Origin of the sequence: Actinoplanes sp. NPDC051633 (assembly GCF_040681735.1) — a bacterium.
Lineage (GTDB): Bacteria > Actinomycetota > Actinomycetes > Mycobacteriales > Micromonosporaceae > Actinoplanes.
Genome location: NZ_JBFAZH010001145.1, coordinates 1 through 2,454 on the forward strand (window position 1 = coordinate 1; position 2,454 = coordinate 2,454).

At 72.7% G+C, this 2,454-nt stretch carries 1 protein-coding gene and 2 pseudogenes; all 3 read left to right on the plus strand.

The window, feature by feature from the left end:
* Window positions 1-204: pseudogene (locus AB0M20_RS38195) on the plus strand (VWA domain-containing protein); the annotation flags it as partial.
* A 120-nt stretch (window positions 205-324) separates the two neighbouring features.
* Complete coding sequence (locus tag AB0M20_RS38200) at window positions 325-960, plus strand: hypothetical protein (RefSeq protein ID WP_364305763.1); 636 nt, start codon at window positions 325-327, stop codon at window positions 958-960.
* 91 nt (window positions 961-1,051) lie between these two features.
* A pseudogene (locus AB0M20_RS38205) lies at window positions 1,052-2,454 on the plus strand (hypothetical protein); the annotation flags it as partial.

The window sequence follows — 2,454 nt, forward strand, 5'->3', positions numbered from 1 at the left end:
CAGCAGCTGGCGGAGAGCACCAAGGGCTACTTCTACGAGGCCGCGTCGGTGAGCGAGCTCAAGAAGGTCTACGAGGACATGGGCAGCTCGATCGGGCACCGGGTGGCGCCGCGTGAGGTGACCCAGTACTACGCCGGGGCGGCGCTGCTCTTCGGCCTGGTGGCAGCGGGTCTGAGCCTGCTGTGGACCTCGCGCCTGCCGTAGGGCCCGCGGGCCCGGCGGGCCGGGACAATCCTCCCGGGCCGGCCGGGACTCGGCCTCAGGCGGCCCGGGACGGTTGAGCGGGAGGGTGACCCCAGCATTCCTCTACGGAAGGTGTGGGTCATGACAACCATCAACGGGCTGCTGCGCGCGAGCGGTGTGGTGCTGTGTGCGGGGGCGGTGCTGAGCGCCGCCGCCTCCCTCGGCGAAAGCCATGTGGATCCGACGACCATCAATCCGGCGATGACCGCCGTCGGAACGGCCGGGGTCGTCGGCGGCCTGCTCGTGCTGCTCGGCCTGCCGGGCTGGTATGCGGTGCAGGCGACGCGCGCCGGACGGCTCGGCGCCGTCGCGTTCGTCATGGTGTTCCTGGGCTGGGCCGGCCTGGAGGTGACGACGCGGCCATTGTTCACCTATGTCGCGCCGGCCCTCTACGCCCGACCGGGCAACGCCGATCTGGCCGCCCCCGGCGCGCTGGACTCCGTCTCGACCGGCTATCTGTCCTATGTCGGCAGCCTGCTCATCGCGCTCAACCTTGGCCTGCTGCTGTTCGGCATCGCGATGATCCGGGCGCGGGTCTTCCCGAGGCCGTTGTCCGCCGTGATCGCCGTCGGCCCGCTCGCCGTCTTCTTCTCCGGGCCGGTTGAGCACGAGGCGATCGCCGTTCTGATGCTTGCGATCGCCGCGTGCGGCCTGCTGGTCGCCACCGGACGGGTGCGACCCAGCCACGCCGACGTGCTGGTCGCGGTCGGCGCCTGAGAAGCGGGCCGGACGGCTGAGCGCTTCCGCCCGGGCCGGGCCGCACACTGAGGGCGGCGGGCCCGGCGAAGCTCGGGACAGGAGCGATGCGATGACAATCACGGCGACCGGGCGCGACCGGCGTCTCACCGGTCGCGCGCTGACCGCCGCCAGGTTCGCCACTGCGGGCCTGGCGGTGCTGGGCAGCGTCGCGTTCCTGGCGTCGCTGCCCGCGGCCTATCACGGGGTAGCCACGTTCGACCCCGCCCTCGTCGACCATCCGGAGGAGATCCGGGCCGGACTCGCCGCCTGGGGCATCTCGCCGGCCGCGTACGCCGCGGGATGGATCACCGGGCTCGGCCTGATCGCCGCGGTGTTCGTCGGGGTCGGGGTGTTGATCCTGCTGCGCCGGCCCGACGACCGGGCCGCTCTGCTCTTCGCCGGCGTGCTCATCGCCTTCGGGGTGATCTGGCCGGACACGCTGCCGGCCCCGGACTGGCCGATGCCGCTGACCGTGGCGACCGGGCTGCTCTCCGATGCCGGCTTCATCGGCTTCTTCGGGTTGCTCTACTACTTCCCGGACGGCCGGTTCGTGCCGCGCTGGACCCGCTGGGCGTTCCTGCTGGTCGCCGCCGATGTGCTGGTCAGCGAGTCACTGCTGCGCCTCGGCATCCGCGTTCCCGAGGCGCTGGACTTCGCCGCCGCGCTGACCTGGCTGAGCACCGGCGTGTGGGCCCAGATCCATCGCTACCGGCACGTCTCCACCGCGGCGCAACGGCAGCAGACCAAGTGGGCCGCGACGGCTCTGATCACCGCGACGGCCGGCTTCGCGCTGACCGCCATGCTGCGGTATCTGCCGGTGTTCAGCGGATCGGCGTCCGGCGCGGTCATCTACCGCGGCCTCGAGCTGTTCGCGTACGGCGTGCTCTTCTGCCTGGTTCCGCTGGCCATCGCACGGGCCGTACTGCGGCACCGGCTGTGGGACATCGATCCCGTCCTGCGCCGGGCGCTGGTCTACGGCGGGCTCACCGCGGCATTGACCGCCGTGTACGCCGGCATCGTCGCCTGGGCCGGCCGGGGCGTCACCGTGCAGGGCTTCCCGATCGCCTCGTTCGCCGCGGCGGCCGCCGTGGCGATCCTGTTCGAGCCGCTGCGCAGGCGCCTGCAACGCTGGGCGAACCGGCTGACCTACGGCCAGCGCGACGACCCGTACGCGGCGGTGACCGCGCTCGCCCGGCGCGTCGCCGACACCGCCGGGCTCGCCGACGTGCTTCCGCTGCTGGCCGGTTCGGCGCGCCGCGCGATGCGCTCGCCGTACGCCGCGATCGCCTCCGCCGACGGAGCCGTCCTGGCCGACAGCGGTCGTGCGGTGCCGCAACCGATGCCGATCCCGTTGATCCAGCACGGGGAGCACATCGGCGTGCTGTTGATCGCCCCGCGGATCGCGGGGGAGCCCTTCGACGCCAAGGACCGCGCACTGCTGACCGACCTGGCCCGCCAGATCGCCGCCGCGGT

Excerpts from the sequence above, each read along its gene's own strand:
- AB0M20_RS38200 (WP_364305763.1), top strand. The coding sequence starts at position 325 with ATGACAACCATCAACGGGCTGCTGCGCGCGAGCGGTGTGGTGCTGTGT.